At 73.5% G+C, this 23,796-nt stretch carries 20 protein-coding genes; 13 read left to right on the forward strand and 7 right to left on the reverse strand.

Annotated elements, in window-relative coordinates:
- The first annotated feature begins 14 nt into the window (after positions 1-14).
- The 7 genes from AB0D74_RS06515 to cobI are packed head-to-tail and all read left to right on the forward strand — an operon-like array spanning position 15 to position 11,051.
- On the forward strand, positions 15-965 hold the full coding sequence (locus tag AB0D74_RS06515; RefSeq protein WP_362581159.1) for a cobalamin biosynthesis protein: 951 nt from the start codon (positions 15-17) through the stop codon (positions 963-965).
- Positions 962-2,497, forward strand: coding sequence for a cobyric acid synthase (locus tag AB0D74_RS06520; protein ID WP_362581161.1), 1,536 nt, complete (start codon positions 962-964; stop codon positions 2,495-2,497). The genes AB0D74_RS06515 and AB0D74_RS06520 overlap by 4 nt, the downstream gene beginning before the upstream one ends.
- On the forward strand, positions 2,494-6,177 hold the full coding sequence (gene cobN / locus AB0D74_RS06525) for a cobaltochelatase subunit CobN (protein WP_362581163.1): 3,684 nt from the start codon (positions 2,494-2,496) through the stop codon (positions 6,175-6,177). The genes AB0D74_RS06520 and cobN overlap by 4 nt, the downstream gene beginning before the upstream one ends.
- Complete coding sequence (locus AB0D74_RS06530) at positions 6,174-8,186, forward strand: putative cobaltochelatase (RefSeq protein ID WP_362581165.1); 2,013 nt, start codon at positions 6,174-6,176, stop codon at positions 8,184-8,186. Before cobN ends, AB0D74_RS06530 begins: the two co-directional genes overlap by 4 nt.
- On the forward strand, positions 8,186-8,785 hold the full coding sequence (gene cobO / locus AB0D74_RS06535) for a cob(I)yrinic acid a,c-diamide adenosyltransferase (RefSeq protein WP_362581167.1): 600 nt from the start codon (positions 8,186-8,188) through the stop codon (positions 8,783-8,785). Before AB0D74_RS06530 ends, cobO begins: the two co-directional genes overlap by 1 nt.
- Positions 8,779-10,320: a cobyrinate a,c-diamide synthase gene (locus AB0D74_RS06540; RefSeq protein WP_362581169.1), complete on the forward strand. Its 1,542-nt coding sequence runs from the start codon at positions 8,779-8,781 to the stop codon at positions 10,318-10,320. The genes cobO and AB0D74_RS06540 overlap by 7 nt, the downstream gene beginning before the upstream one ends.
- Positions 10,305-11,051, forward strand: coding sequence for a precorrin-2 C(20)-methyltransferase (cobI, locus tag AB0D74_RS06545; RefSeq protein WP_362581171.1), 747 nt, complete (start codon positions 10,305-10,307; stop codon positions 11,049-11,051). Before AB0D74_RS06540 ends, cobI begins: the two co-directional genes overlap by 16 nt.
- Before the next feature lie 11 nt (positions 11,052-11,062).
- Here cobI and AB0D74_RS06550 read toward each other — a convergent pair whose 3' ends face one another.
- Positions 11,063-11,791, reverse strand: a complete 729-nt coding sequence (locus AB0D74_RS06550) for a ZIP family metal transporter (protein ID WP_362581173.1) — start codon at positions 11,789-11,791, stop codon at positions 11,063-11,065.
- 84 nt (positions 11,792-11,875) lie between these two features.
- On the opposite strand from AB0D74_RS06550, the gene cobM reads away from it, so the two are divergent.
- From cobM to cobC, 6 genes are read left to right on the forward strand one after another with little or no spacing between them, the layout of a single operon-like run.
- Positions 11,876-12,742 carry a precorrin-4 C(11)-methyltransferase gene (gene cobM, locus AB0D74_RS06555; protein WP_362581175.1) on the forward strand — a complete coding sequence of 289 codons (867 nt, stop codon included), beginning with the start codon at positions 11,876-11,878 and terminating at the stop codon, positions 12,740-12,742.
- The gene (gene cbiE, locus AB0D74_RS06560; protein ID WP_362581177.1) at positions 12,739-13,977 is read left to right on the forward strand and encodes a precorrin-6y C5,15-methyltransferase (decarboxylating) subunit CbiE; all 1,239 of its coding nucleotides are present in this window, start codon (positions 12,739-12,741) and stop codon (positions 13,975-13,977) included. Before cobM ends, cbiE begins: the two co-directional genes overlap by 4 nt.
- Positions 13,974-15,677, forward strand: coding sequence for a precorrin-3B C(17)-methyltransferase (gene cobJ, locus AB0D74_RS06565; RefSeq protein ID WP_362581179.1), 1,704 nt, complete (start codon positions 13,974-13,976; stop codon positions 15,675-15,677). The genes cbiE and cobJ overlap by 4 nt, the downstream gene beginning before the upstream one ends.
- Entirely contained in the window at positions 15,674-16,258 is a 585-nt protein-coding gene (locus AB0D74_RS06570; RefSeq protein WP_362581181.1) for a precorrin-8X methylmutase, read from the forward strand. Before cobJ ends, AB0D74_RS06570 begins: the two co-directional genes overlap by 4 nt.
- Positions 16,255-17,181 carry a sirohydrochlorin chelatase gene (locus AB0D74_RS06575; RefSeq protein ID WP_362581183.1) on the forward strand — a complete coding sequence of 309 codons (927 nt, stop codon included), beginning with the start codon at positions 16,255-16,257 and terminating at the stop codon, positions 17,179-17,181. The genes AB0D74_RS06570 and AB0D74_RS06575 overlap by 4 nt, the downstream gene beginning before the upstream one ends.
- Positions 17,171-18,283, forward strand: a complete 1,113-nt coding sequence (gene cobC / locus AB0D74_RS06580) for an Rv2231c family pyridoxal phosphate-dependent protein CobC (RefSeq protein ID WP_362581185.1) — start codon at positions 17,171-17,173, stop codon at positions 18,281-18,283. The genes AB0D74_RS06575 and cobC overlap by 11 nt, the downstream gene beginning before the upstream one ends.
- Positions 18,284-18,370: 87 nt before the next feature.
- Here the strand turns inward: cobC and AB0D74_RS06585 are convergent, their stop codons facing one another.
- The 6 genes from AB0D74_RS06585 to AB0D74_RS06610 form a co-directional block, all read right to left on the reverse strand.
- On the reverse strand, positions 18,371-19,327 hold the full coding sequence (locus AB0D74_RS06585; protein WP_362581187.1) for an SCO1860 family LAETG-anchored protein: 957 nt from the start codon (positions 19,325-19,327) through the stop codon (positions 18,371-18,373).
- Between the two features lie 142 nt (positions 19,328-19,469).
- Positions 19,470-20,561, reverse strand: coding sequence for an amidohydrolase family protein (locus AB0D74_RS06590; protein WP_362581189.1), 1,092 nt, complete (start codon positions 20,559-20,561; stop codon positions 19,470-19,472).
- A 5-nt stretch (positions 20,562-20,566) separates the two neighbouring features.
- Positions 20,567-21,193: a hypothetical protein gene (locus AB0D74_RS06595; RefSeq protein ID WP_362581191.1), complete on the reverse strand. Its 627-nt coding sequence runs from the start codon at positions 21,191-21,193 to the stop codon at positions 20,567-20,569.
- A gap of 56 nt (positions 21,194-21,249) precedes the next feature.
- Positions 21,250-22,023 carry an amino acid ABC transporter ATP-binding protein gene (locus tag AB0D74_RS06600; RefSeq protein ID WP_362581193.1) on the reverse strand — a complete coding sequence of 258 codons (774 nt, stop codon included), beginning with the start codon at positions 22,021-22,023 and terminating at the stop codon, positions 21,250-21,252.
- Positions 22,020-22,856: an amino acid ABC transporter permease gene (locus tag AB0D74_RS06605; RefSeq protein ID WP_362581195.1), complete on the reverse strand. Its 837-nt coding sequence runs from the start codon at positions 22,854-22,856 to the stop codon at positions 22,020-22,022. The genes AB0D74_RS06600 and AB0D74_RS06605 overlap by 4 nt, the downstream gene beginning before the upstream one ends.
- On the reverse strand, positions 22,853-23,707 hold the full coding sequence (locus tag AB0D74_RS06610; RefSeq protein ID WP_362581197.1) for an ABC transporter substrate-binding protein: 855 nt from the start codon (positions 23,705-23,707) through the stop codon (positions 22,853-22,855). Before AB0D74_RS06610 ends, AB0D74_RS06605 begins: the two co-directional genes overlap by 4 nt.
- Between the last annotated feature and the right edge of the window lie 89 nt (positions 23,708-23,796).

The raw sequence follows: 23,796 nt of genomic DNA on the forward strand, positions 1-23,796 counted from the left end.
GGCCGGCTGAGCCGATGGGTGCCGATCGCGTCTTCGCGTACGGTGCCGCCGCCGGCCTACTCGGTGATCTGCTGCTCGGCGATCCGCGCCGAGGGCATCCGGTCGCCGTGTTCGGACGGGCGGCAGGCGCCGTGGAGCGGGTGCTGTGGCGGGACCACCGCGGGTGGGGCGCGCTGCACACCGCGGTGTGCGCCGGCGGCGCCGTGGCGCTGGGCGCCGTGGCCCAGCGGGTCGTACGGCCGTCCACCGCCGCGTCCGTCGCTCTCACCGCCGCCGCCACCTGGGCCGTGGTCGGCGGTACTTCGCTCGCGCGCGAGGCCCGCGGCGTCGGGCGGGCCCTGGAGGCCGGCGACGTCGAGGCGGCCCGGGCGCGGCTGCCGCATCTGTGCGGACGGGATCCGCAGGCCCTGGACGCCGACGGGATCGCGCGGGCGGTCGTGGAGTCCGTCGCCGAGAACACGAGCGACGCGGTCGTGGGCGCGCTGGTGTGGGGAGCCGTGGCCGGCGTCCCCGGTCTGGTCGGGTTCCGCGCCGTCAACACCCTGGACGCGATGGTGGGTCACAGGTCGGCCCGGTACCGGCGGTACGGGTGGGCCTCCGCGCGCCTGGACGACGTGGCCGGATGGCCGGGGGCACGGCTCACCGCCGTACTGGCCGCGGCGGCCGGGGACGACCCGCGGGGAGCCGTACGGGCCTGGCGGACCGACGCGGCGAAGCATCCGAGTCCCAATGCCGGGCCCGTGGAGGCTTCCTTCGCGGGGGCGTTGGGGGTCCGGCTCGGGGGGACGTTGTCGTACGGGGGCCGGGTCGAGCACCGGCCGGTGCTGAACGGGGAGGGACGGGCCGTGGAAGTCGCGGACATCGGGCGGGCGGTGCGGTTGTCGCGGCGCGTGGGGTGGCTGGCGCTGGGGGTGAGCGCGGCGGGGGCCCTGCTGCGCGGATCGCGCTCGGGGCGGGCGTCATGAACAACGGAGGCCTCCTCGTCGCCGGTACCACCTCCGACGCCGGGAAGAGTGTCGTCACCGCCGGTATCTGCCGGTGGCTGGTGCGGCAGGGTGTGAAGGTCGCGCCGTTCAAGGCGCAGAACATGTCGCTCAACTCCTTTGTCACGCGCGAAGGAGCCGAGATCGGGCGGGCGCAGGCCATGCAGGCGCAGGCCTGCCGGGTGGAGCCGACCGCGCTGATGAACCCCGTGCTGCTCAAGCCCGGCGGCGAGCAGAGCAGTCAGGTCGTGCTGCTCGGCAGGCCCGTCGGCGAACTGAGCGCGCGCGGCTACCACGGCGGGCGGCAGCAGAAGCTGCTCGGGACGGTGCTCGACTGTCTCGCCGAGTTGCGGGGCACGTATGACGCGGTGATCTGTGAGGGGGCCGGCAGTCCGGCGGAGATCAACCTGCGCCGGACCGACATCGTGAACATGGGGATCGCCCGGAACGCCGGGCTGCCCGTGCTCGTGGTCGGCGACATCGACCGCGGCGGCGTCTTCGCCTCCTTCTTCGGGACCGTCGCACTGCTCTCGCCGGAGGACCAGGCCCTCGTCGCCGGGTTCCTCGTCAACAAGTTCCGTGGGGACGTCTCCCTGCTGGAGCCGGGCCTCGACATGCTCCACGGGCTCACCGGGCGCCACACCTACGGTGTCCTGCCCTTCCGGCACGGCCTCGGCATCGACGAGGAGGACGGGCTCCGGGTCTCCCTGCGCGGGACCGTCCGCGAGTCGAACACCGCCCCGCCCGTCGGCGAGGACGTGCTGCGGGTCGCCGTCTGTGCGATCCCCCTGATGTCCAACTTCACGGACGTGGACGCGCTGGCCGCCGAACCGGGCGTCGTGGTGCGGTTCGTGGACCGGCCGGAGGAGCTGGCCGACGCCGACCTCGTCATCATTCCCGGCACCCGTGGGACGGTCCGCGCCCTGGAGTGGCTGCACGAGCGGGGGCTCGCGGAGGCGCTGCGGCGCCGGGCCGCCGAACAGCGGCCCGTGCTCGGGATCTGCGGCGGCTTCCAGATCCTCGGGGAGCACATCGAGGACGAGGTCGAAAGCCGGCGGGGGCGGGTGGAGGGTCTCGGGGTGCTGCCCCTAAGGGTGCGGTTCGCCCCCGAGAAGATCCTTACCCGGCCGGAGGGGGCGGCACTCGGCGAGCGGGTCGAGGGGTACGAGATTCATCACGGGGTCGCCGAAGTAACCGGAGGCGACGCGTTCATCTCTGATGACCATGGACACAGCCTGGACGGCTGCCGGGTCGGGCAGACCTGGGGCACGCACTGGCACGGCTCCCTGGAGTCGGACGGTTTCCGCCGGGCCTTCCTGCGCGAGGTGGCCACCGCCGCGGGCCGCCGGTTCGTGCCGGCCCCCGACACCTCGTTCGCCGCGCTGCGCGAGGAGCAGCTCGACCGGCTCGGCGACCTGATCGAACAGCACGCGGACACGGACGCGCTCTGGCGGCTCATCGAGTCGGGCGCGCCGCAAGGACTGCCTTTCATTCCACCGGGAGCGCCCGCATGAGCACTGTGTTGTTGTTGTCGACCGCCGACACCGATCTGCTGGCGGCCCGGGCCGCCTCCGGTGCCGACTACCGGATCGGCAATCCGACGCGCGTCGACGTCGCGGAGGAGCTGCCCGCGCTGATCGCGGGCGCGGACATCGCCGTCGTACGGCTGCTCGGCGGCAAGCGGGCCTGGGAGGACGGGCTCGCCGCGCTGAAGGCCGCCGGGATCCCGACGGTGCTGCTCGGCGGCGAGGCGGTGCCGGACGCCGAGCTGATGGCGGAGTCGTCGGTGCCGGCGGGTGTGGTCGCCGAGGCCCTCAAGTACCTCGTCGAGGGCGGCCCCGCCAACCTCACCGAGCTGGCCCGGTTCCTCTCCGACACGGTGCTGCTGACCGGCGAGGGGTTCGAGGAGCCGCGGAAGATGCCGGAGTACGGCGTCCACGGCGCGCGTACCCGGGAGAGCGGCCGGCCGACCGTCGGGGTGCTCTTCTACCGGGCCCACGAACTGAGCGGCAACACCGGCTTCGTGGACACCCTGTGCGACGCGATCGAGGCGCACGGCGCCAACGCCCTTCCGGTGTACTGCGGTTCGCTGCGCGGTGCGGACGCGGGACTGTACGAGCTCCTCGCCGGGGCCGACGCGCTGGTCGCGACCGTCCTGGCGGCCGGCGGTACGCACGCCTCGCACGCCTCGGCCGGCGGCGACGAGGAGGCCTGGGACATCGGGGCGCTCGCCGACCTCGACGTGCCGGTGCTGCAGGGCCTCTGCCTGACCTCCTCGAAGAGCGCCTGGGACGAGTCCGACGCGGCCCTCTCCCCCATGGACGCGGCGATGCAGGTCGCGATCCCGGAGTTCGACGGGCGGCTGATCACGGTCCCGTTCTCCTTCAAGGAACAGGGTCCCGACGACGTCCCGGTGTACGTCGCCGACCCCGAGCGGGCCGGACGGGTCGCCGGGATCGCCGTACGGCACGCGCGGCTCCGGCACAAGCCGAACGCGGAGAAGAAGATCGCGCTGGTCTTCACGGCGTACCCGACCAAGCACTCGCGGGTCGGCAACGCGGTCGGCCTGGACACGCCCGCGTCGGCGGTGCGGGTGCTGGACGCCCTCGCGGCGGCCGGCTACGGGGTCACCGAATACCCCTCCGAGGGTGACGAGTTGATCCACCGGCTCATCAACGCCGGTGGCCACGACGTCGAATGGCTCACCGAGGAGCAACTGGCCGCCGCGCCCGCGCGGGTACCGCTCGCGGACTACCGGGCGTGGTTCGAGAAGCTCGACCCGGAGCTCAGGGACGCGATGACCGAGGCGTGGGGCGAGCCGCCGGGCAGCCTGTACGTCGACGGGGACGACATCGTGCTGGCCTCGCTCCGGTTCGGGAACGTCGTCGTGATGATCCAGCCACCGCGCGGCTTCGGCGAGAACCCGATCGCGATCTACCACGACCCGGACATGCCGCCGTCGCATCACTACATGGCGGCCTACCGGTGGCTGGACGCTGTGGCATCGGAGGGGGGGTTCGGCGCGGACGCGATCGTGCACATGGGCAAGCACGGCACGATGGAGTGGCTGCCGGGCAAGGGCCTCGGGCTGGGCGCCGGCTGCGCGCCGGACGCGGTCCTCGGCGACCTGCCGCTGATCTACCCGTTCATCGTCAACGACCCCGGTGAGGGCACCCAGGCCAAGCGGCGCGGGCACGCCACGGTCGTCGACCACCTGGTGCCGCCGATGGCCCGCGCCGACACCTACGGCGACCTGGCCAAGCTGGAGCAGCTGCTCGACGAGTACGCGCTGGTGTCGGACCTGGACCCGACGAAGGCGCCGGCCGTCCGCGCCCAGATCTGGACGCTGGTCAAGGCGGCCGAGCTCCACCACGACCTGCATGTGGACGAGCAGCCCGAGGACGACGACTTCGACTCGTTCGTCATGCACATCGACGGCTATCTGTGCGAGATCAAGGACGTGCAGATCCGCGACGGGCTGCACATCCTGGGCGGCGGGCCGGTCGGCGAGCCTCGGGTGAACCTGGTGCTGGCCGTGCTGCGCGCCTCGCAGGTGTGGGGCGGGCAGGCGAACGCGCTGCCGGGGCTGCGCGCCGCCTTCGCCGCGCATTTCGGCCTGGTCGAGAAGGAGTTGCTGGCCGAGCCGGGGGCGCCGGTGAAGGTGCCGGTCGAGCTGTCGGATCTGGTCGAGGGCCCGTCGCGGACCGCGGCCGACGCGGTCGACCTGCTGGAGCAGCTGTGCCGCCGGGTCGCGGAGGGCATGGAGCAGCGGGACTGGGCGGTCGCCGAGAGCCGCGCCCTGGTGCGGGAGGTCCTCGGCACCGAACTCCCGGACGCGGTGGCCGTGCTGGAGTTCGCGTGCACCGAGGTCGTGCCGCGGCTGGCACGCACCACGGACGAGATCGGGCACATCCTGAAGGCCCTGGACGGCGGTTACGTCCCGGCCGGCCCGTCCGGCTCTCCCACCCGCGGCCTGGTCAACGTCCTGCCGACCGGCCGGAACTTCTACTCGGTGGACCCCAAGGCGATTCCCTCCCGGCTGAGTTGGGAGGTGGGCCAGTCGCTCGCCGACTCGCTGGTGCAGCGGTATCTGGAGGACACCGGCGAGTACCCGAAGTCCGTCGGCCTGACGGTGTGGGGCACCTCCGCGATGCGCACGCAGGGCGACGACATCGCCGAGATCCTGGCGCTGCTGGGCTGCCGTCCGGTCTGGGACGACGCGTCACGGCGCGTCACCGGCTTCGAGGTGGTCCCGCCGGCCGAGCTGGGCCGGCCGCGCATCGACGTCACGGTCCGCATCTCCGGCTTCTTCCGGGACGCGTTCCCGCACGTGGTCGGGCTGATCGACGACGCGGTGCGCACGGTCGCCGAGCTGGACGAGCCGGCGGAGTCCAACTACGTGCGGGCGCACGCCGACGAGGACACCGCCGAACACGGCGACCGGCGGCGCGCGACCGCCCGTGTCTTCGGCTCCAAGCCGGGGGCGTACGGCGCCGGGCTGCTGCCGCTGATCGACGCCCGCAACTGGCGGTCCGACGCCGACCTCGCCGAGGTGTACGCGGTGTGGGGCGGTTACGCCTACGGGCGCGGGCTCGACGGGCGGGCGGCGCGCGGGGACATGGAGACCGCGTTCAAGCGGATCGCGGTCGCCGCGAAGAACGTGGACACCCGTGAGCACGACCTCGTGGACGCCGACGACTACTTCCAGTACCACGGCGGCATGGTCGCCATGGTCCGCCACCTGACCGGCGCCAACCCCGAGGCGTACGTGGGTGATTCGGCCACGCCGGACCAGGTGAGGACGCGCACGCTCGGCGAGGAGACGCACCGGGTCTTCCGGGCGCGGGTGGTCAACCCCCGCTGGATGGCGGCGATGCGCCGGCACGGCTACAAGGGCGCCTTCGAGATGGCGGCGACCGTCGACTACCTCTTCGGCTACGACGCGACCGCGGGCGTGGTCGACGACTGGATGTACGAGAAGCTCAGCGCGGAGTACGTCTTCGACGCGGAGAACCGGGACTTCATGAAGAAGTCCAACCCGTGGGCGCTGCGCGGCGTCACCGAACGGCTCCTGGAGGCCGCCGACCGGGGCCTGTGGGCCGAGCCGGACGCGGACACCCTGGAGCGGCTGCGGGCGACCTACCTGGAGCTCGAAGGCGACCTGGAAGGCAACTCGGAGGGCGACGACCAGTGAGTACCCCGTTCCCGTTCACAGCCGTCGTCGGCCAGGACGACCTGCGGCTCGCGCTGCTGCTGAACGCCGTCTCACCGGCGGTCGGCGGCGTGCTGGTACGCGGTGAGAAGGGCACCGCCAAGTCGACCGCCGTGCGTGCGCTGTCGGCGCTGCTGCCGGCCGTGGATGTCGTCGCCGGCTGCCGTTTCTCCTGCGACCCGGACGCGCCGGACCCGGCCTGTCCGGACGGTCCGCACAACCCGCCCGGGGCCTTCGAGTCCCGCCCGGCGCGCATGGTCGAGCTGCCGGTCGGTGCGTCGGAGGACCGGCTGGTCGGCGCCCTCGACATCGAACGCGCCCTGGCGGAGGGCGTGAAGGCCTTCGAGCCGGGCCTGCTGGCCGACGCGCACCGGGGCATCCTCTACGTCGACGAGGTCAACCTCCTCCACGACCACCTGGTCGACCTGCTGCTCGACGCGGCGGCGATGGGCGCGTCGTACGTGGAGCGCGAGGGTGTGTCGGTCCGGCACGCGGCGCGCTTCCTGCTCGTCGGGACGATGAACCCCGAAGAGGGCGAGCTGCGACCGCAGTTGCTCGACCGGTTCGGCCTCACGGTCGAGGTGGCCGCCTCCCGCGAACCCGACCAGCGGGTGGAGGTCGTCCGGCGGCGGCTCGCGTACGACGACGATCCGGCGGGGTTCGCGGCGCGCTGGGCCGGCGAGGAGACCTCCGTACGGCAACGGATCGTGGCGGCGCGGGAGTTGCTGCCGTCGGTGCGGCTGGGCGACGGGGCGTTGCGGCAGATCGCGGCGACCTGCGCGGCCTTCGAGGTCGACGGGATGCGCGCCGACATCGTGATGGCCCGCACGGCGACCGCGCTGGCCGCGTGGGCCGGGCGGACCGAGGTGCTCGCCGAGGACGTACGGCAGGCCGCGCTGCTGGCGCTGCCGCACCGCAGGCGCCGCAACCCCTTCGACGCGCCGGGACTCGACGAGGACAAGCTGGACCAGACGCTGGAGGAGTTCTCCGGGGAGGACCGGAGCGAGGACGACCCGGATCCGGACGGTCCCGGCGGGGGCGGCGGGCAGCCGCAGCCCGACGAGGGACCGCAGGGCGACGGGGACGCAGGTGGTGCCGCCCGGCCCGAGGCCGGTGAGGGCGACGGCGTGCCGCAGCAGGCCGGTGGCGGGGAGCAGGCGCCCGTGCGGGCCGCCGAGCCCTTCCGTACCAAGGTGCTGAGCGTGCCCGGGATCGGCGAGGGCGCCGCCGGGCGGCGGTCGCGGGCGCGGACCGAGCACGGGCGGACCACGGGTGCGCGCCGGCCGCGGGGTGCGCTGACCAAGCTGCACCTGGCGGCGACCGTGCAGGCCGCCGCCCCGCATCAGCGGGCGCGCGGGCGGTCCGGGCCGGGGCTCGTGCTCCGGCGGGACGATCTGCGGCAGGCGACCCGGGAAGGGCGCGAGGGGAACCTCGTGCTGTTCGTGGTGGACGCGTCCGGTTCGATGGCGGCCCGGCAGCGGATGAGCGCGGTGAAGGGCGCCGTGCTGTCGCTGCTGCTCGACGCGTACCAGCGGCGGGACAAGGTGGGGCTGGTGACGTTCCGGGGTTCGGCCGCCGATGTCGCGCTGCCGCCGACCTCGTCGGTGGACGCCGCCGCGGCCCGGCTGGAGTCGCTGCCGACGGGCGGCCGTACGCCGCTCGCGGCCGGGCTGCTCAAGGCGCACGACGTGCTGCGGGTGGAGCGGTTGCGGGATCCGGCGCGGCGGGCGCTGGTGGTGCTGGTGACCGACGGACGGGCCACGGGCGGGCCGGAGCCGGTCGCGCTGGCCGGGCGGGCGGCACGGCTGTTCGCGGCCGGCGGGGTCGCCTCGGTGGTCGTGGACTGCGAGTCCGGGCCGGTGCGGCTGGGGCTCGCCGGGCAGTTGGCGGGCGAGCTGGGCGGTACCGCGGTGACGCTCGACGAGCTGCGGGCGGACTCGATCGCCGGGCTGGTGAAGGACGTTCAGGGTCGTTCGAGGAGGGCCGCGTAATGCCGCAGGGACAGCCGAGTGTCGTGCCCGACGACGGCCTGACGACCCGTCAGCGCCGTAACCGGCCGCTCGTCGTCGTGCACACGGGGATCGGGAAGGGCAAGTCCACCGCCGCGTTCGGGCTCGCACTGCGGGCCTGGAACCAGGGGTGGCCCATCGGGGTGTTCCAGTTCGTCAAGTCGGCGAAGTGGAAGGTCGGCGAGGAGAACGCGCTGCGGGTGCTGGGCGCCTCCGGCGAGGGCGGCTCCGTCGACTGGCACAAGATGGGCGAGGGCTGGTCCTGGGTCCAGCGCGACGCCCAGATGGACAACGAGGAGAAGGCGCGGGAGGGCTGGGAGCAGGTCAAGCGGGACCTGGCGGCCGAGACGTACCGGCTCTACGTCCTCGACGAGTTCGCGTACCCGATGCACTGGGGGTGGGTCGACACGGACGAGGTCGTCGACGTGCTGCGGAACCGGCCCGGGACCCAGCATGTCGTGATCACCGGGCGGAACGCGCCGGAGAAGCTGGTCGACCTCGCCGATCTCGTCACCGACATGTCCAAGGTCAAGCACCCGATGGACGCGGGGCAGAAGGGGCAGAGGGGCATCGAGTGGTGACGTCCTCGTCCGTGCCCCGGCTGGTCGTCGCCGCGCCCTCGTCGGGCAGCGGCAAGACCACCGTCGCCACCGGGCTGATGGCCGCGTTCGCCGCGCGGGGGCTCGCCGTGTCCCCGCACAAGGTCGGGCCGGACTACATCGACCCCGGGTACCACGCGCTCGCGACCGGGCGGGTGGGGCGGAACCTCGACGCGTACCTGTGCGGGCCGGAGCTGGTCGGCCCGCTGTTCGCGCACGGTGCGCGGGGGTGTGACCTGGCCGTCGTCGAGGGCGTGATGGGGCTGTACGACGGGGCCGCGGGGGAAGGGGAGCTGGCGTCCACCGCCCATGTGGCGAAGCTGTTGCGGGCGCCGGTGGTGCTGGTCGTGGACGCGTCGTCGCAGTCGCGGTCGGTGGCGGCGCTGGTGCACGGGTTCGCCTCGTGGGATCCGGAGGTGCGGGTCGGGGGCGTGATCCTGAACAAGGTGGGGTCGGACCGGCACGAGGAGCTGCTGCGGGAGGCGCTGGATTCGGCGGGGGTGCCGGTGTTCGGGGTGTTGCGGCGGGTGGCGCGGGTGGACACGCCGTCGCGGCATCTGGGGTTGGTGCCGGTCGCCGAGCGGCGGGGGGCGGCGGTGGATGCGGTGGCGGCGATGGCCGCGCAGGTCTCCGACGGGTGTGACCTGGAGGCACTGATGGGGTTGGCGCGGGGGGCCGGCGAGGTGCCGGGGGGTGCGGCGTGGGACGCGGGTGCGGCCCTGGTTTCCTCGCCCCCGCCGCCCCTACCCGTCCCGTCCCTCCAGGGGGTGGACCCCCTTCGACCGCCCGCTTCGGGGGCTGCCGCCCCCGCACCCCCGCTTCGGCCTGAACGGCCTCGTCCTCAAACGCCGGACGGGCTGGAAGGGGTGCGGCCCGGATCTCGGCCTCAAACGCCGGACCGGCTGGAAGGGGTGCGGCCCGTAGTGGCTGTTGCCGGTGGGGCCGCGTTCACGTTCTCGTATGCCGAGCACGCCGAGTTGCTTGCCGCTGCCGGGGCCGAGGTTGTCGTGTTCGATCCGCTTCGGGATGAGGAACTGCCCGACGGGACGTGCGGGTTGGTGATCGGGGGCGGGTTTCCCGAGGTGTACGGGGCGGAGTTGTCGGCCAATGAGGCGCTGCGCAAGGACGTCGCCGCTCTCGCGGAGCGGGGTGCGCCGGTGGCCGCCGAGTGTGCCGGTCTGCTCTATCTGGGCCGGGAGCTGGACGGGCTGGCCATGTGCGGGGTGCTCGACGTGACCGCGCGGATGTCGGAACGGCTGACGCTGGGGTACCGGGACGCGGTCGCCGTGAGTGACAGTGTGCTGGCCGTCGCCGGGACGCGGATGCGGGGGCACGAGTTCCACCGGACGGTGGTGGAGCCGGGGGCGGGGGCGGCTCCCGCGTGGGGGGTGCGTGCGCCCCGGCCGCGGGTCGAAGGTTTTGTACAGCGGGGTGTGCACGCGAGTTATCTGCACACGCACTGGGCGTCCGAGCCCGGTGTGGCCCGGAGGTTCGTGGAGAGGTGCCGGACGTCATGAGCAGCAGCAGGTTGATCGGAGTCGGGGTCGGGCCCGGTGACCCGGAGCTGGTGACCGTCAAGGGGGTCAACGCGCTGCGTGCGGCCGATGTCGTCGTGGTGCCCGTCATGGACACCGGTGAGCGGGGGCGGGCCGAGGCCACGGTGCTGCACTACGTCGGCGCGGAGAAGGTCGTACGGGTCGTCTTCGCGCTGAACGAGCGCAGTGACCGGGGGCGGCGGGAGGCCGCCTGGGACGCGGCGGGGGCCCGCGTCGCCGAGCTGCTGCGGGGCAACGGGGCGGTCGCCTTCGCCACCATCGGGGACCCGAACGTCTATTCGACGTTCACGTATCTCGCGCAGACCATCGCCGAGCTGGTGCCGGACGTGGTGGTGGAGACCGTGCCCGGGATCACCGCCATGCAGGATCTCGCCGCCCGCTCCGGGGCCGTGCTCACCGAGGGGACCGAGCCGTTGACGCTGGTGCCGGTGACGGCGGGGGCCGAGGTGCTCAAGGACGCGCTCGGCGGGCCGGGGACGGTCGTGGCGTACAAGTTCGGACGGCACGCCGGGGCCGTCGTGGAGGCGTTGCGGGAGGCCGGGCGGCTGGACGACGCGGTGTGGGGGGCGGCGCTGGGGCTCGCGGAGGAGTCCGTCCGGCCGGCCGCCGAGCTCGACGGCTCCCCGCTGCCGTACCTCTCCACGCTCATCGCGCCCCCGCGCCGGGACGGTGGCAGAGGCGGGAAGCTGTGAGCGGTCGGGCGTCAGCCGGAGATGCCCACCACCAGCCAGATGAAGGCCGCGCCGGCGACCGTGCACAGCAGCGTCGAGCGGGCCGGGTGCTCGTGGTGGGCCTCGGGGAGGATCTCGGCGGCGGCCAGGTAGAGCAGGACGCCGCCGAAGAGGCCGAGATAGCCGCCGAGAACGGTCTCGGGAATGGTGACGAAGATCGTGGACAGGGCGCCGACGACCGGTGCGAAGGCGTCCGCGACCAGCATGCCTATCGCCCGGCGGCGCGCGTTGCCGTACAGGCTCGTGATGGTGAACGTGTTGAAGCCGTCCGCGAAGTCGTGGGCGATCACGGCGAGCGCGACCGCCGCGCCCATGCCGCCGCCCACCTGGAAGGCCGCGCCGATCGCCACGCCGTCCATCACGCTGTGGCCGACCATCGCGCCGGCCGCCGTCAGCCCCACCTCGGGGGCCCGGTGACCGTGCTCGTCGGCGCCGTGCGCGGCCTGGCGCAGGGCCAGGGTGCGCTCCACCAGATGGGCCAGCAGGAAGCCGGCCACGAACAGCAGCAGGGCGGCCGGTACGCCGAAGACCTCCCGGCCGGCCGCGCGCAGCGCCTCCGGCAGCAGGTCGAGACCGACCACCCCGAGCATCAGACCGCCGGCCAGGCCCAGGACCAGGTGACGACGGTCGGTCACACGCTGTGCCGTCCAGCCGCCGGCCAGCGTCATCAGGAACGCGCCGAGCGCGACGAAGACCGCCATGTGCCCTTGCTATCCGATCGACCCGCCCCAGCGCACATCCAGCACCACCAGTAACACCCTTTGTCCAGAGAGGACCGAATTTCCATGGCCGATGCCGCCGCCTCTGCCGCTGCCGCTGCCACCGAGCCCGCCTCCGGTGCCGCTCCGGCCGGCAAGGTGACCTTCGTCGGTGCCGGCCCCGGCGCCGCCGACCTGCTGACGTTCCGGGCCGCACGCGCGATCGCCGAGGCCGACGTCGTGATCTGGGCCGCGAGCCTGGTCCAGGCCGAGGTCCTCCAGCACGCCCGCGAGGACGCGGAGGTCCTCGATTCCGCGACGATGTCCCTGGAGGACGTCGTCGCCGTGTACGAGCGGGCGCGGGCGGAGGGGCTGCGGGTGGCCAGGATCCACTCCGGGGACCCGGCGCTCTGGGGCGGTACGCAGGAGCAGGTCGACCGGTGTGCCGGGATCGGCATCGAGGTCGAGATCGTGCCCGGCGTCTCCTCCTTCTCGGCCGTGGCCGCGCTGGCCCAGCGCGAGCTGACCATTCCCGAGGTGGCGCAGTCCGTCGTGCTCACCCGGCTCGGCGGCGGCAAGACGCCGATGCCGCCCGGGGAGGAGGTCCGGGAGTTCGCCCGGCACGGGACCACCATGGCGGTCTTCCTCTCCGCCGCGCGCAGCGGGCAGCTGGTGCGCGAGCTGCTGGAGGGCGGCTACCCGACGTCCACCCCGGTCGTCGTCGCCTACCAGGCGACCTGGCCGGAGGAGCTGGTCGTGCGGTGCACGATCGAGACGCTGGAGGAGACGGTCAAGGAGCACAAGCTCTGGAAGCACACCCTCTTCCTGGTCGGCCCGGCCCTGGCCGCCCACGGCACCCGCTCGCACCTCTACCACCCGGGCCACTTCCACGGCTTCCGCAAGGCCGACCCGGAGGCCCGGCGGGAGCTGCGCGAGCGGGGGGCCAGTACATGATCACCGTGGTCGGTACCGGGACGGGAGCCTCCCCGGCACCGGAGACGCTGGCCGGTGCCGAGCTGGTCGTCGGCGGGCGGCGGCACCTGGACGCCGTACGGCTGCCGGAGGGGGCCGAGCAGGTCGTCCTCGGGCCGCTGGCGCCCGCCCTCGACACCATCGGGGAGTACGTCGGCGAGGACCGGCCCGTGACCGTGCTGGCCTCGGGGGATCCGGGGTTCTTCGGGATCGTGCGGGTGCTGGCCGAGCGGTTCGGGGCGGAGCGCCTGGACGTCCGCCCCGGGGTGTCCTCCGTCGCCGCCGCCTTCGCGCGCATCGGGCTCACCTGGGACGACGCCGTGGTGGTGAGCGCGCACGGGCGGGAGCCGCGTACGGCGGTCAACGTGTGCCGGGCGCATCCGAAGGTGGCGGTGCTGACCGGCCCGGGAGCGGGTCCGGCCGAGCTGGGGGCGGCCCTGCGGCAGGCCACGCGCGTGCTCGTCGTCGCCTCGGCGCTCGGCTCCGTGCGGGAGCGCGTCGAGCGGGTGACGCCGGCCGAGGCCGCCGACCGGGACTGGGGGCCGGACGTCAGCGTGGTGCTGTGCCTCGACGAGGCGCGGACGCGGGCGCCGGGCGCCGCACGGACGGTCGCGGGCGGCCGGGCGGAACCCACCGGGTGGGCCCTCGGCGAGGACGCGTTCGCGCACCGCGACTCGATGATCACCAAGTTCGAGGTACGGGCGCTGGCCCTGGCCCGGCTCGGACCCCGCCTCGGCGACCTGGTCTGGGACGTGGGCGCGGGGTCCGGGTCGGTGGCGGTGGAGTGCGCGCGGCTCGGCGCGGCCGTCGTCGCCGTGGAGAAGGCGGCGGACGGGGTGGCGCGGATCGCGGCCAACGCGCTTGCGCACGGGGTGTACGTGGACGTGGTGTGTGACATGGCACCGGATGCCCTGGCCGGACTCCCCGACCCGGACGCCGTGTTCGTCGGCGGGGGCGGGAGCGAACTGCCCGCGATCGTCGGCGCCTGTGCCGCGCGCGCCCGGCGGACCGTGGTGGTCGCGATGGCCGCCCTGGACCGGGTGCCGGCGGCGCGTGCGGCGCTCACCGGTGCCGGGTTCTCCTGCGACGGGGTGCTGCTGCAGTCGTCCCGTCTCGCGCCGCTGCCGGGCGACGTGACCCGGCTGGCGGCGACCAATCCCGTGTTCCTGCTCTGGGGAACACGGACCCCCTTGTCTGACGAAGGAGTTGCTCTGTGATCGGCCTGATTTCCGCCACCGCGGCGGGGGCGGCGGCGCGCGACCGGCTGGCCGCGGCGTGGCCGGACCGCACGCGGGTGTACGACGGTCCCGTCAAGGACGCCGTACGGTCCGCGTTCGCGGAGTGCGAGCAGCTGGTGTGTTTCCTGGCCACGGGTGCGGTGGTCCGGCTGATCGCCCCGCTGCTGGGCGGGAAGGCGACCGACCCGGGTGTGGTGTGCGTCGACGAGGGCGGACGGTTCGCCGTGTCGCTGGTCGGCGGGCACGGCGGCGGCGCCAACGAACTCGCGGTGGAAGTGGGTGAGTTGCTGGCCGCGCAGCCGGTCGTGACCACCGCGACCGACGCGGTCGGGCTGCCCGGTCTCGACACCCTCGGCTTCCCCGTCGAGGGCTCGGTGGCGGCCGTGTCGCGGGCCCTGCTGGACGGCGAACCGGTGGCGCTGCACACCGAGTTGACCTGGCCGCTGCCACCGCTGCCGCTGGCGGAGGAGGGCGCCTTCTCCGTCCGGCTGACCGACCGCGCGGTCGAACCCGCGGGGAACGAGGTGCTGTTGAGGCCGCCGTCCCTGGTCGTCGGCGTCGGCGCCTCGAAGGACGCCCCCGTCGACGAGGTGCTCGGCCTCGTCGAGGCGGCGTTGCGGGACGCGGGGCTGTCACCGCGCAGCATCGCCGAACTCGCCACGGTCGACGCCAAGGCCGGAGAACCCGGAATCGTCGCGGCGGCGGCGCGGCTCGGGGTCCCGCTGGTGACCTACCCCGCCGGGGAACTGGCCGGGGTGCAGGTCCCCCACCCCTCGGACGCTCCGCTCGCCGCCGTCGGCACCCCCTCCGTCGCCGAGGCGGCGGCCCTCGCGCGCGGCGGCGAACTCCTCGTCCCCAAGCGGAAGTCGCGCCGGGAGGACGGCCGGGCCGCCATGGCGACCTGCGCGGTCGTACGGCGTCCGGCGCGCGGCCGGCTCGCGGTCGTCGGGCTCGGCCCCGGCGCCCGGGACCTGCTCACCCCGCGCGCCAGGGCCGAACTCCGGCGCGCCGCCGTGCTCGTAGGCCTCGACCAGTACGTCGACCAGATCCGCGACCTGCTGCGGCCCGGCACCCGGATCCTGGAGTCGGGGCTCGGCGCCGAGGAGGAGCGGGCCCGGACCGCGGTCGCCGAGGCGCGCGCCGGGCAGGCCGTCGCGCTGATCGGCAGCGGGGACGCGGGCGTGTACGCCATGGCCTCCCCGGCGCTCGCCGAGGCCTCCGACGACATCGACGTGATCGGCGTACCCGGTGTCACGGCCGCGCTCGCGGCCGGGGCGATCCTGGGCGCGCCGCTCGGCCACGACCATGTCTCGATCAGCCTGTCCGACCTGCACACGCCGTGGGAGGTCATCGAGCGCCGGGTGCGCGCGGCGGCCGAGGCGGACATCGTGGTGACGTTCTACAACCCGCGTTCCCGGGGCCGCGACTGGCAGCTGCCCAAGGCGCTCGCGATCCTCGCCGGGCACCGGGAGCCGTCGACGCCCGTCGGTGTCGTACGCAACGCCTCGCGCCCCGACGAGTCGAGCCGGCTGACCACCCTGGGTGCGCTGGACCCGGCGTGGGTGGACATGATGACCGTCGTGACCGTGGGCAACACGGCGACCCGGAACATCGCCGGGCGCATGGTCACCCCGCGCGGCTACCGCTGGCAGGGGAGCACCCAGGAGGAGGGCAGGTGAACCGGGTCGTCCATCCCATCGAGGAGGAGTCCTACCGGCGGCTGCGCGCCCGCCTGGACACCTCGCACTTCCCGCCGCTGACCCGGGCGGTCGTGGAGCGGGTCGTGCACTCCGCGGCCGACCTGGAGTACGCGACCGACCTGGTGACCGACGAGGACGACCTGGTGAGGGCGCACGCGGCGCTGCACGCCGGGGCGCCGGTCGTCGTGGACGTCGAGATGGTCGCCGCCGGGATCACCCGCCGCGCGACGGTGTGCCGGCTGCGCGACGCCGAGTCCGGTCCCGGGCTGACCCGTTCGGCACACGCGATCCGGCTCGCCTACGAGCAGGTCGGGCCCGGCGCCCTGTGGGTGGTCGGCAACGCGCCGACCGCCCTGGAGGAGTTGCTGACGCTGGACGCCTCCCCCGCGCTCGTCATCGGTCTGCCCGTCGGCTTCGTCGGCGCGGTCGAGTCCAAGGCCGCGTTGCGGGAGAGCGGGCTGCCCGCCGTGAGCAACGTGTCCGAGAAGGGCGGCTCGGCGGTCGCCGCCGCCGCGCTCAACGCCCTGCTGTACCACCCCACTTCCGAGGAGACGCCGTGACCACCCCGCCCGCCCTGCTCATCGCCGGCCACGGCACCCGGGACGAAGCCGGGGCCGAGGCGTTCCGCGACTTCGTCCGGGAGCTGGGGCGCCGCCACCCCGAACTGCCCGTCGCGGGCGGCTTCATCGAGCTGTCCCCGCCGCCGCTCGGCGACGCCGTGGCCGAGCTGGTGGAGCGGGGCGTACGGCGGTTCGCCGCGGTTCCGCTGATGCTGGTCTCCGCCGGGCACGCCAAGGGCGACATCCCGGCCGCGCTGACCCGGGAGAAGGAGCGGCACCCGGGGATCTCGTACACCTACGGCCGTCCGCTCGGTCCGCACCCTTCGCTGCTGTCGGTCCTGGAGCGGCGGCTGGACGAGGCGCTGGGCGGTTCCTCACGGGCCGTCCAGGACCGCTCGGACGTGACCGTGCTGCTGGTGGGCCGGGGTTCCACCGACCCCGACGCCAACGCCGAGGTGCACAAGGCGGCCCGGCTGCTCTGGGAGGGCCGCGGGTACGCGGGGGTGGAGACGGCGTTCGTGTCGCTGGCGGCGCCGGACGTGCCGGGCGGGCTCGACCGGTGTCTGAAACTGGGGGCGCGCCGGATCGTCGTCCTGCCGTACTTTCTCTTCACCGGGATCCTGCCGGACCGGGTGCGGCAGCAGACCGAGGGCTGGGCGGCGGCGCACCCGGAGATCGAGGTGCGTTCGGCGGACGTCATCGGGCCCGAGCCCGAGCTGCTGGACCTGGTGATGGAGCGGTACCGGGAGGCGGTCGAGGGTGATCTGCGGATGAACTGCGACTCGTGCGTGTACCGGATCGCGCTGCCCGGCTTCGAGGACAAGGTCGGGCTGCCGCAGCAGCCGCACTTCCACCCGGACGACGACGGCCACCACCACGGGCACGGACACCATCACCATGGCGGGCACGCGCATGCGCACTGAGGACGGTTCCGGCGGTGCCGACGGCCCCGGAGGCGACAGAGGCTCCGGAGGCGGGCACGATCTGCGCCACCACGGCGACGCCGAGGTCCGGGACGGCGGTCCGGCCCTCGTCGACCTCGCGGTCAACGTGCGGACCGGCACTCCCCCGGTCTGGCTGCGGGACCGGATAGCCCAGTCGCTGGGCGGGCTCGCGGCCTACCCGGACGGGCGGGCGGCACGGGCCGCGGTCGCGGCGCGGCACGGGCTGCCGGTGGAGCGGGTGCTGCTGACGGCGGGTGCCGCGGAGGCGTTCGTGCTGCTGGCGCGGGCGTTGAAGGTGCGCCGGCCGGTGGTGGTGCATCCGCAGTTCACCGAGCCGGAGGCGGCGCTGCGGGACGCCGGGCACACCGTGGACCGGGTGCTGCTGCGGGAGGCGGACGGGTTCCGGCTGGATCCGGCGGCCGTCCCGGAGGACGCCGACCTGGTGGTGATCGGCAATCCGACCAACCCGACGTCGGTGCTGCATCCGGCCGGGGCTATCGCCCGGCTCGCCCGGCCGGGGCGGACGCTGGTGGTCGACGAGGCGTTCATGGACGCGGTGCCGGGCGAGCGGGAGGCGCTGGCCGGGCGGACCGACGTACCGGGTCTTGTGGTGCTGCGGAGCCTGACGAAGACGTGGGGGCTGGCCGGGCTGCGGATCGGGTACGTGCTGGCCGCGCCGGAGACCGTCGCCGAGCTGGCGCGGGCGCAGCCGTTGTGGCCGGTGTCGACGCCGGCGCTGGCGGCGGCAGAGGCGTGTGTCGCGCCGCGCGCGCTGGCGGAGGCGGCGCACGCGGCGCACCGCGTCGCCACCGACCGGGCCCATCTGGTCGCGGGGCTGGAGGAGTTCGCGCCGGAGGGGGTGCGGGTGGCGGGGCCGGCGGAGGGGCCGTTCGTGCTCGTCCGGATGGCGGGGGCGGCGGCCGTGCGGCGGCAGCTGCGGGTGCTGGGGTACGCCGTGCGGCGGGGGGACACGTTTCCCGGGCTCGACGAGGAGTGGGTGCGGATCGCGGTGCGGGACCGGGTGACGGTGAACCGGTTCCTGCAGGCGCTTGATCAGGCGTTGATGTTGATACGGGCGTGAGGGGAGGGACCGGGGAACTGCGGGCCGTCACGCGAGTGCGGGTGCGTTGTGGCTGGTCGCGCAGTTCCCCGCGCCCCTCAAGGGGCGCTATCGCCTGCGCCGGACCACAGTGACCGCTCCTCCGCCCGCCAGAATCAACGCCAGCGATCCTCCCACGACGTACGGCGTCGCCGAACTGCCGCCCGTTTCCGCCAGCTTGGTGGTCTCCTTCGCCGGGGCGCCCTGGACCTTCACGTCGGACGCCGGGTCGGCGGGGTCGGCGGGGTCCGTGGGGTCGGCAGAGTCGGCAGGGTCGCCAGGGGCACCCGGAGCGGCCTCGGGGTCGGGGGGCGTTTCGCACGTCGCCTTCGCCAGCGTCACCGTCCCCTCCACCTCGGCCACGTTGAGCTTCAGCGGGTTGATGGAGACCTTGAGTTCGAGGGCGCCGGCCGCGGCCGTGGTCGAGGTCGTCTCGCGCTGGGACAGGTCGAGGCGGACCTCGCCGACGCCGGGGACCCTGACGTCGGTGGGGCCGCCCGCGCTGAGCGTGACGCGCTTGCCGAGCACGGTGACGGCGCCGAGCACGTCGGCGGTGGCCTGCGGCTGCCTGCCGGTCTCGCAGGTGGCCTCGGACGTGACCGTGTCGAGTTCGACGAGGGACAGCAGGGGCAGGCCCGGCAGGTGCAGCCTGGCGTGGGCGAGGTGGACGGAGGCCTCGGCGCGGTCGGCGGTGACGGTCGCCTTCGCCGCGGCGACGTCCGCGCCGAGGACGTTGAAGGGCTTGCCGCCGTCGACTCCGTCGAGGGTGGCGGTGAGCGCCGTCCGGTTGGCGCTCTGCGGTGCCTGGACCTCGTTCAGGGAGACCGCGAGCGGGACGTTCACGGTCTTCTTGAGGAGGGAGACGTCAAGGCCGGTGCGCAGGACGAACGCGCTCGCGCGACCGTGGTCGGTGGTCGCGTGTGCGGTGCCCGCGCCGGCCAGGGCCGCGGGACCGGCGGCCAGGGCCGTGGCCGTCGCGAGGGTCGCGAGACGGCGTGCGGGCATACGGAATGTGTCGCTGTTCAAGGTGGTGGGACCCCCAGAGGAAACGTGCTCGGGACCCGCCAAGAATTACGCACTGTGGGTGAACAGGCGGCAATCCTGCGTCACTTCACTCAATAGTGGACTTTCCGTGAACGTATTCGAATCGGTCGGCACAGGAGTTCCCTTACTGCACGACCTGCCCGTTCAGCACCACTCTCCTGGGGGACGCGAGGACGCGCACGTCCGCGCGCGGGTCGCTCTCGTACACCACCAGGTCGGCCGGCGCGCCCTCCTCCAGGCCGGGCCTGCCGAGCCAGGCGCGGGCCGCCCAGCTGGTCGCCGAGAGCGCGTCGAGGGGCGGGATCCCGGCGGTCACCAGCTCGGCGACCTCGGCCGCGACCAGTCCGTGGGCCAGGCTGCCGCCGGCGTCCGTGCCGACGTACACCGGGATCCCGGCGTCGTAGGCGGCCCGGACGGTGTCGTAGCGGCGCTCGTGCAGCCGGCGCATGTGGGCCGACCAGCGGGGGAACCTGGCCTCGCCGCCCGCCGCCAGGTCGGGGAAGGTGGCGATGTTGACGAGGGTGGGGACGATCGCGACGCCGCGGGCGGCGAAGAGGGGGATCAGATCCTCCGTCAGGCCCGTGGCGTGCTCGACGCAGTCGATGCCGGCCTCGACGAGGTCCCTGAGCGAGCTCTCGGCGAAGCAGTGGGCGGTGACCCGGGCGCCGAGCCGGTGGGCCTCGGCGATGGCGGCCTCGACGGCGTCACGGGGCCAGCTGGGGGCCAGGTCGCCGAGGTCGCGGTCGATCCAGTCGCCGACCAGCTTGACCCAGCCGTCGCCGCGCCGGGCCTCCTGGGCGACGTACGCGACCAGGTCGGCCGGCTCGATCTCGTGGGCGAAGTTCCTGATGTAGCGGCGGGTGCGGGCGATGTGCCGGCCGGCCCGGATGATCTTCGGGAGGTCGTCGCGGTCGTCGACCCAGCGGGTGTCGGAGGGGGAGCCGGCGTCCCGGATGAGGAGGGTGCCGGCCTCGCGGTCGGTGAGGGCCTGCTTCTCGGCCGTCGCCGCGTCCACCGGGCCGTGCGGGCCGAGACCGACGTGGCAGTGGGCGTCGACGAGGCCGGGGAGCGCCCAGCCCTCGACGGTCCGGATGTCACGGGCGCCGGCGGGACGGCCGTAGGAGACCCGGCCGTCCACCACCCACAGCTCGTCGCGGACGTCCTCGGGGCCCGCCAGGACCCTGCCCTTCACGTGCAGCACCGCTCGATCGCTCATGGGGCTCAGCCTAGGACGACCGGGAGCCCCTTCCCGATGCGGTTCAGCAGCCGGCCGCCGTGCACCCGCGGGGCGTCGAAGCCGCGCGGGTCGTCCTCGCCGTCCGCGCGCAGCACCTCGGGGACGAGGACCGCGGCCGGGTCGACGTCCTGGGCGAGGTCGAGGTAGGCGGGCGCGACGACCGCGCCGTGCAGGGTGCCGCCGACCAGGTCGGGGCTGAACTCGCCCGACAGCACGGTCACTCCGGCCCGCAGGTCGCCGTGGATCATGACCAGCTTGTCGGTCATGCTGCCGATGAAGGCGTCCACGGTGACGCTGCCCAGCACCAGCAGCTTGACGTCGCCTTCGAGGTAGACGTTGGCGGCCCGCAGGTCGCCGAGGACGATCGAGGCCGGGCAGCCGTCGTCGACGTTGACGATGCTGCCCCCGACGGTCAGGTCGCCGTCGACGACCACCCCGGCGCCGGAGGACCCGACCGTGTCCAGGTCGAGGTCGCCCGCGATCACCACCGGGCCGGTGTGCACGTCGTAGGACTCCTCGTAGAGGTTCTCGTACGACGACTCGGGCAGCCCCCGCCGCTCGAAGAGGGCGACGGTCTCCGCCCAGCTGTGCTCCACACGGTGTGCGTTCATGCCCGAACCCTCGCACACGGCACTGACAGCCGGTCCGGTCTCCCCTGTCCGGGCGGCTACTCCGCGGTCTCCTCCTCCACCTGGGCCATGGCCGGGTCCAGGAGCCGGGAGAGGAAGTGGCGGGTGCGGGTGTGGGTGGGGTTGCCGATGACCTGGTCCGGCGTGCCGTCCTCGACCACGACTCCCCCGTCCATGAAGACCACCCGGTCGGCGACCTCGCGGGCGAAGGTCATCTCGTGGGTGACCACCATCATGGTCATGCCCTCCTGCGCCAGCATCCGCATCACCGCCAGGACGTCCCCGACCAGTTCCGGGTCGAGGGCGGACGTCGGCTCGTCGAAGAGCATCACCTCGGGGCCCATGGACAGCGAGCGGGCGATCGCCACGCGCTGCTGCTGGCCGCCGGAGAGGGAGGCGGGGTAGGCGTCCGCCTTCTCGGAGAGGCCCACGCGGGCGAGGTTCTCGGCGGCGACCCGTGCCGCCGTCGCCTTGTCCCTGCGCAGCACCCGACGCTGCGGCAGGGTGAGGTTCTCGGTGACCGTGAGGTGCGGGAAGAGGTTGAACTGCTGGAAGACCATGCCGATCCGGCGGCGCACGGCGTCGATGTCGACGTCGGGGTCCGTCAACTCGGTGCCGCCGACGAACACCTGCCCCTGGGACGGCTCTTCCAGGAGGTTGACGCACCTCAGCAGCGTCGACTTGCCGGAGCCGGACGGACCGATGACGCAGACGACCTCGCCCTGGCCGATCTCCAGGTCGATGCCGCGCAGCACCTCGTTCTCGCCGAAGGACTTGTGCAGACCCTTCACCTCGATCTCGGGTCGGCTCATGTGACGGCCTCCTGGGCCTTCGCCTCCATGCGGCGCACGACGAAGCCGAGCGGGATCGTGACCAGCAGGTAGCACAGGCCGGCGACGAGGATCGGCGTGGAGTTGGCGGTCGTACTGGCCAGGTCGCGGCCGTACTTGGACAGTTCGCGCTCCTCCAGGGTGACGCCGAGGAAGAGGACCAGGGAGGAGTCCTTGAAGAGCAGGACCAGCTCGTTGGTCAGGGGCGGCAGGATGATGCGGAAGGCCTGCGGGATGATGATCGAGATCATCGCGCGGGCGGGTGAGAAGCCCAGTGAACGGGCCGCTTCCAGCTGGCCCTTGGGGACCGCCTGGATGCCCGCGCGGATCGTCTCCGCCATGTAGGCGGCGGCGACCAGGCCGAGCGCCAGGGCCACCTTGCCGTAGGTGCCGCCGACGATCTCGGTGCCGGGGAAGGCGAGCGGGACGGCGACGCCGATGAAGATGAAGATCAGCAGGGCAGGCAGGCCGCGGAAGATCTCGATGTAGACGCCGGCCAGCCAGCGGTAGGGCCCGACCGACGACAGCCGCATGAGCGCTATCACCATGCCGAGCGCCAGGCCGACGGCGAAGCCGGACACCGTGTAGAGCACGGTGTTCTTCAGCGCCAGCGTGATGACGTCCGGGAACATCTGCCGGGCGATGTCCCACTGGGCGAACTGGTTCTGCAGCCGTCCCCAGTCGGCGCCGACCGCGAACGCGACCACGGCGGCGACGAAGACGACGTACTGCGCCCCGCGCGACAGCCGGCGCTTCTGCCGCCGGGACAGCCCCTTCCTGCGGGGCCTCAGTCCGGTGTCCGTGCCTGCGGTCATGAGGCGGCGGGGGACGCGGCCGAGGCGTCGTAGGGACCGATCCACTTCTCGTACAGCTTCTTGTACGTGCCGTCGGCCTTGGCGTCGGTGATCGCCTTGTCGACGGCGGCGAGGAGCTTGGTGTTGCCCTTCTTCACCGTGAAGCCGTACTGCTCGCCGGTGTTGATGTTGCCGGCGACCTGGAAGGCGTCCGCGTTGGCCTTGTCCTTGAGCCAGCCCTGGACCACCGGGTAGTCGATGACGACGGCCTTGACCTGGCCGGTGCGCAGGCCGTTGAGGACGGCGTCGGAGGACTCGAAGGAGACCGGGTCGAAGCCCTGCTTGCTGACGTAGTCCTCGCCGGTGGTCTGCGCCTGGGCGCCGAGCTTCACCTTCTTGGCCTTGGCGTCGGCCAGCGAGGTGATACCGCTGTTCCTGCCCACGAGGAGGGCCTGGGTGGCGTCGAAGTAGGGGGTGGAGAAGTCGACGTTCTTCTTGCGCTCGGCGGTGATGGTCATGCCGGCCGCGGCCAGGTCGCACTCGCCGGAGTTGAGGAAGGCGCCGGTCTTGAAGTTCTCGAACGGCGTGTCGAGGATCTGCTGCTTCACGCCGAGGTCCTTGGCGACCAGGTCGATCATCGACACGTCGAAGCCCTGCACCTTGCCGTCGATCTCCGACTGGAACGGCGGGTACGGCAGGTGGGTGCAGGTGGTGAGCTGACCCGCCTTGACGAGTTCGACCCCGCCTGCGGCCGTCCTGGAGGCGCTGGAGCCGTTGCCGCTCGACGTGCAGCCGGCCACGAGGGCCAGCCCGGCCGCGGCGGTGACGGCGGCCAGGGCGCGAGCCCGGCGGCGCCCGAGGAGCGTGGTCACGAGACCTCCAGAAATCTGTGGGGGAGCTTTGGGTTCCGGTTCTACGGGTTCCGATTATAAGGAGATGTTTGGGTCTCTCAAATCAAACC

This window comes from Streptomyces sp. NPDC048278, assembly GCF_040652195.1.
GTDB lineage: Bacteria > Actinomycetota > Actinomycetes > Streptomycetales > Streptomycetaceae > Streptomyces.

Bases quoted from the DNA above. Each gene is read 5' to 3' on its own strand.
- AB0D74_RS06520 (WP_362581161.1), top strand. From the start codon at position 962: ATGAACAACGGAGGCCTCCTCGTCGCCGGTACCACCTCCGACGCCGGG.
- AB0D74_RS06515 (WP_362581159.1), top strand. From the start codon at position 15: ATGGGTGCCGATCGCGTCTTCGCGTACGGTGCCGCCGCCGGCCTACTC.
- AB0D74_RS06600 (WP_362581193.1), bottom strand. From the start codon at position 22,023: ATGAGCCGACCCGAGATCGAGGTGAAGGGTCTGCACAAGTCCTTCGGC.
- AB0D74_RS06605 (WP_362581195.1), bottom strand. From the start codon at position 22,856: ATGACCGCAGGCACGGACACCGGACTGAGGCCCCGCAGGAAGGGGCTG.
- cobM (WP_362581175.1), top strand. From the start codon at position 11,876: ATGGCCGATGCCGCCGCCTCTGCCGCTGCCGCTGCCACCGAGCCCGCC.
- cbiE (WP_362581177.1), top strand. From the start codon at position 12,739: ATGATCACCGTGGTCGGTACCGGGACGGGAGCCTCCCCGGCACCGGAG.
- AB0D74_RS06595 (WP_362581191.1), bottom strand. From the start codon at position 21,193: ATGAACGCACACCGTGTGGAGCACAGCTGGGCGGAGACCGTCGCCCTC.
- AB0D74_RS06550 (WP_362581173.1), bottom strand. From the start codon at position 11,791: ATGGCGGTCTTCGTCGCGCTCGGCGCGTTCCTGATGACGCTGGCCGGC.
- cobC (WP_362581185.1), top strand. From the start codon at position 17,171: ATGCGCACTGAGGACGGTTCCGGCGGTGCCGACGGCCCCGGAGGCGAC.
- cobN (WP_362581163.1), top strand. From the start codon at position 2,494: ATGAGCACTGTGTTGTTGTTGTCGACCGCCGACACCGATCTGCTGGCG.
- AB0D74_RS06590 (WP_362581189.1), bottom strand. From the start codon at position 20,561: ATGAGCGATCGAGCGGTGCTGCACGTGAAGGGCAGGGTCCTGGCGGGC.
- cobO (WP_362581167.1), top strand. From the start codon at position 8,186: ATGCCGCAGGGACAGCCGAGTGTCGTGCCCGACGACGGCCTGACGACC.